The 4,301-nt window shown below is 72.3% G+C and carries 5 protein-coding genes; 4 read left to right on the forward strand and 1 reads right to left on the reverse strand.

The genetic code is table 11. The annotated features are described in order from the left end of the window. On the forward strand, positions 1–428 hold a 428-nt coding region (locus ACYVE9_RS17360), incomplete at its 5' end, for a DUF6542 domain-containing protein (RefSeq protein WP_461028786.1). A gap of 46 nt (positions 429–474) precedes the next feature. Here ACYVE9_RS17360 and ACYVE9_RS17365 read toward each other — a convergent pair. Next, positions 475–1,485 (reverse strand): 4-hydroxy-3-methylbut-2-enyl diphosphate reductase, encoded by a 1,011-nt coding sequence (locus ACYVE9_RS17365; protein WP_461028787.1) that lies wholly within the window; start codon positions 1,483–1,485, stop codon positions 475–477. Between the two features lie 123 nt (positions 1,486–1,608). Here ACYVE9_RS17365 and xseA point away from each other — a divergent pair, with 123 nt between their 5' ends. From xseA to ACYVE9_RS17380, 3 genes are all read left to right on the forward strand, one after another. Further along, entirely contained in the window at positions 1,609–2,925 is a 1,317-nt protein-coding gene (xseA, locus tag ACYVE9_RS17370) for an exodeoxyribonuclease VII large subunit (protein WP_461028788.1), read from the forward strand. Then, on the forward strand, positions 2,922–3,191 hold the full coding sequence (locus tag ACYVE9_RS17375) for an exodeoxyribonuclease VII small subunit (RefSeq protein WP_461028789.1): 270 nt from the start codon (positions 2,922–2,924) through the stop codon (positions 3,189–3,191). Before xseA ends, ACYVE9_RS17375 begins: the two co-directional genes overlap by 4 nt. Before the next feature lie 269 nt (positions 3,192–3,460). Continuing rightward, the gene (locus ACYVE9_RS17380) at positions 3,461–4,054 is read left to right on the forward strand and encodes a malonic semialdehyde reductase (RefSeq protein WP_461028790.1); all 594 of its coding nucleotides are present in this window, start codon (positions 3,461–3,463) and stop codon (positions 4,052–4,054) included. The last annotated feature ends 247 nt before the right edge of the window (positions 4,055–4,301 follow it).

The following is a 4,301-nucleotide window of genomic DNA, read 5'->3' on the forward strand; positions in this document are numbered from 1 at the left end:
CGCAGCCCGGTGGCGGCGGGCTGCCGGTCCGGCTGCCCGAGGCGCGGCTGACGGCGCTCGGCAGCGGGCTGCTGACGACGCTGGTGATGCTGGTCGTCGGTGCGCTGTGCGGTCTGCTGCTGAATGGTTCCGCCACCGCGTACGGGGTGTGCTTCGTCCTGGTCGGTGTCGCGTCCGCGCTGTGGGTGCGGCCCGGGGACGTGTTCACCGCGCCGATCGCGGCGCCGATCGCCTTCGCCTGCGGGCTGGTCCTGATCAGCGGCGGCGGCGAGGGCGGTCTCGGCGGCCGGGTGATGGCCGTGGTCACGGCCCTCGCGGTGAACGCCGGCTGGGTGTGGGGCGGAACACTGCTGACCGGGCTGACGGCGCTGGGGCGCAGGATCCGGCTCACCGCCCTCAAGCGGCGGGCCCGGCGGGCCCACCCCTGACGGCCGATACGGCGGACCTGCCCTCCCGGCCCCGCCCCCGCGGCGGTTACTCCTGCGGCGCCGACGCGCTCGGCTGCACCTTCCGGGCGGCTTCCGCGCGCAGGTCCCGGCGCAGTTCCTTGGGCAGCGAGAAGGTGATGTGCTCGTCGACCGGCTGGACGAGGTCCACGTCGGACCAGCCGCGCTCGGCCAGCCACTCCAGCACTCCGTCGACGAGGACCTCCGGCACCGAGGCGCCCGAGGAGACGCCGACGGTGGTGACGCCCTCCAGCCACCTCTCGTCGATCTCACCGGCGTTGTCGACGAGGTGGCCGTCCTTGGCGCCGTGCGCGAGCGCGGTCTCCACCAGGCGGACGGAGTTCGAGGAGTTCTTGGATCCGACGACGATGACCAGGTCGGACCCGGCGGCGACCTGCTTGATGGCGGTCTGGCGGTTCTGGGTGGCGTAGCAGATGTCGTCGCTGGGCGGCGAGATCATCAGCGGGAACTTGGTCTTCAGCGCGTCGACCGTCTCCATCGTCTCGTCGACGGACAGCGTCGTCTGGGACAGCCAGACCACCTTGGACGGGTCCTTGACGTCGACGTTGGCCACGTCGTCCGGGCCGTCGACGAGGGTGATGTGCTCGGGTGCCTCACCGGACGTGCCGATGACCTCCTCGTGGCCCTCGTGGCCGATGAGCAGGATGTCGTAGTCGTCGTTCGCGTAGCGGACGGCTTCCTTGTGGACCTTGGTGACGAGCGGACAGGTGGCGTCGATGGTCGCGAGCTTGCCGCGCTCGGCCTCCTGGTGCACGACGGGGGCGACCCCGTGGGCCGAGAAGATGACGATCTCGCCGGGCGGCACTTCCTCCGTCTCCTCGACGAAGACCGCGCCCTTCTTCTCCAGGCTCTGCACGACGTACTTGTTGTGCACGATCTCGTGCCGGACGTAGACGGGAGCGCCGTACTGCTCCAGCGCCTTCTCCACGGCGATCACGGCTCGGTCGACGCCCGCGCAGTAACCACGGGGGGCGGCGAGCAGGACGCGGCGGGCGGTCGTAGCAGTCATGTCATCCATCGTACGGGCGCCGTCCGCGCGTCCCGCAGGGCGTGCGGATCGGGCGAGCCGACTCGGTCGTGCGCCGGGTCGCGGGTGCCGGGGTGTGACGTGCTGTCGGTGCGGGCGGATAGCCTCGCTGGCATGGCTCTCAATACGTCGCCCGAGGCGCCGATCCCGGTCGGCGAGGTGTCGCGGCTGATCGGCGGCTGGATCGACCGGCTCGGCGCGGTCTGGGTCGAGGGGCAGATCACGCAGCTCAGCCGGCGTCCCGGGGCGGGCGTGGTGTTCATGACGCTGCGGGACCCGTCGCAGGAGATCTCGCTCAGCGTCACCTGCTACCGGCAGGTCTTCGACAAGGTGGCGGATCTGGTCGGTGAGGGCGCCCGTGTGGTGGTGCTGGGCAAGCCGGAGTGGTACGCGCCGCGCGGCCAGCTCTCGCTGCGGGCGGCCGAGATAAGGCCGGTCGGTGTCGGTGAGCTGCTGGTGCGTCTGGAGCAGTTGCGGAAGGCGCTGACCGCCGAGGGGCTGTTCGACGCCGCGCGGAAGCGGCCGCTGCCGTTCCTGCCCCGGCAGGTGGGCCTGGTCACCGGGCGGGCTTCGGCGGCCGAGCGGGACGTGCTGGAGACTGCCCGGCAGCGTTGGCCCGCGGTGCGCTTCGCGGTCCGGCACGCCGCAGTGCAGGGCGTGCACGCGGTGCCGCAGGTGATCGAGGCCGTGCAGGCGCTGGACGCGGACCCGGACGTCGAGGTGATCGTGGTGGCCCGGGGCGGCGGCAGCGTGGAGGACCTGCTGCCGTTCTCCGACGAGCGGCTGCTGCGGGCCGTCGCCGAGTGCCGCACGCCGGTGGTCTCCGCGATCGGCCACGAACCGGACACCCCGCTGCTGGACCTGGTGGCGGACCTGCGTTCGCGGACGCCGACGCACGCCGCGAAGGACGTGGTGCCGGACGTCGGTGAGGAGCACGCCCGCATCCAGCAGTTGCGGGACCGGTCGCGGCGCTGTGTGACGGCCTTCGTGGAGCAGCAGGAACGCGGCCTGGCGGACTGGATGAGCCGTCCCTCGATGGCCTATCCGCACCGGTTGCTGGAGCAGCGGGCGGACCAGGTGGAGGAGCTGGTGGTGCGCGGCCGCCGCACCCTGGGGCACCTGCTGGACCGGGCCGACGCGGAGCTGGCCCACACCCGGGCCCGGGTGGTCGCGCTGTCGCCCGCGGCGACGCTGCGCCGCGGCTACGCGGTGCTGCAACGTGCGGACGGCGCCGCGGTGCGCGACCCGGCCGAGGTGTCCGGGGGCGAGGACCTGCGGGCCCGCGTCGCCGAGGGCGAGTTCCAGGTCACGGTGGCCGACGAGCCCTCAGCGACCCCGGCCTCTGATGCCTCAGCGGCCCCGGGCTCGGAGCCCGCAGGGCTCCTTGCCCCCGAACCCGCGGCGACTTCCGAATCTAAGGTGGACTCATGACACGGACGGATGGCGAGTCGACACTCGGCTACGAGCAGGCGCGGGACGAGCTGATCGAGGTCGTGCGCCGGTTGGAGGCGGGCGGCGCCACGCTGGAGGAGTCGCTGGCCCTGTGGGAGCGCGGCGAGGAGTTGGCGGGGGTGTGCCGGGACTGGCTGGCCGGTGCCCGGGCCCGGCTGGACGCCGCACTGGCCGAGGGCGAGGACGAGGACACGGCGGACGCTTCCGCCGCTGCCCCTGAGGGATCCGGCGAGGCGGCCGGCTGAGACACGGCGTCGGGACGGGTTCGCGGTGCCCGGGCAGGGCGGGATTCCTGTCCGGGCACCTTGCTGCGCCGGGCGCCTCCCCGTGGCGGCACCTTGTCGGGGACCTGCCCGTGCAGGGAGCCTTCCGCTCCGTGAGCGGGATCTTCCGCTCAAGGTCCCCGCTCACGGCTGAGCCGGTCAGCCCTGCGACGCATTAGTTGAAGTTTCACTAATCTGCGCTAAAGTAGGTAGTGCAAATTCGAACTACCTACTCCCCCGAGGTTGCCGCCATGACGTTCGCACTCGACGCCGCCGCCCAGGACCTGCTCTTCCGTGAGGCGCACACCGCCAACACCTTCTCGGACGAGCCCGTGACCGAGGAGCAGATCAGGGCCGTCTACGACCTGATCAAGCTGGCCCCCACCGCGTTCAACCAGTCGCCGCTGCGCGTCACGCTGGTGCGCTCCGCGGAGGCCCGGGAACGACTGGTGCAGCACATGGCCGAGGGCAACCAGGCGAAGACCCGGACTGCGCCGCTCACCGCCGTGCTCTCGGTGGACCTGCACTTCCACGAGCGGCTGCCGGAGCTGTTCCCCGTGATGCCCGCCCTCAAGGACGCCGTCTTCTCCGAGGAGTCGGTCCGCGAGCAGTCCGGCACCTTCAACGCCGCCCTCCAGGCCGGCTACTTCATCCTCGGCATCCGCGCTGCGGGCCTGGCCGCCGGCCCGATGACCGGTTTCGACTTCGAGGGCGTCAACAAGGAGTTCTTCGGCGACGGCCGACAGAAGACCCTGGTAGTGATCAACATCGGCCACCCCGGCCCGGACGCCTTCTTCCCGCGCTCCCCCCGGCTGCCCCACACCGAGGCCGTCACCACCGTCTGAGCGGATCGAGGACGCCGACGTCCGCAGAGCCCGGCGCCGACCGGCGCCCCCAAACCGGAAGCGGTCAGGGACGAGACGCCGGGGCCGGGCACGGGACCGGCCGGAAACCCGAAGGAGGCGTTCCCCACAGTGGGGAACGCCTCCTTCCGTCTCTGCCCTCGCAGCCCGAGCCCGCGTCCGCGCGACCCCAAACCCGTGCCCGCGATCCGGAACCCGGCAGCCCGCACCCCGGGCCCGAAGCCCCGCG

This window comes from Streptomyces sparsus, assembly GCF_054776295.1.

Excerpts from the sequence above, each read along its gene's own strand:
- ACYVE9_RS17365 (WP_461028787.1), bottom strand. The coding sequence starts at position 1,485 with ATGGATGACATGACTGCTACGACCGCCCGCCGCGTCCTGCTCGCCGCC.
- xseA (WP_461028788.1), top strand. The coding sequence starts at position 1,609 with ATGGCTCTCAATACGTCGCCCGAGGCGCCGATCCCGGTCGGCGAGGTG.
- ACYVE9_RS17375 (WP_461028789.1), top strand. The coding sequence starts at position 2,922 with ATGACACGGACGGATGGCGAGTCGACACTCGGCTACGAGCAGGCGCGG.
- ACYVE9_RS17380 (WP_461028790.1), top strand. The coding sequence starts at position 3,461 with ATGACGTTCGCACTCGACGCCGCCGCCCAGGACCTGCTCTTCCGTGAG.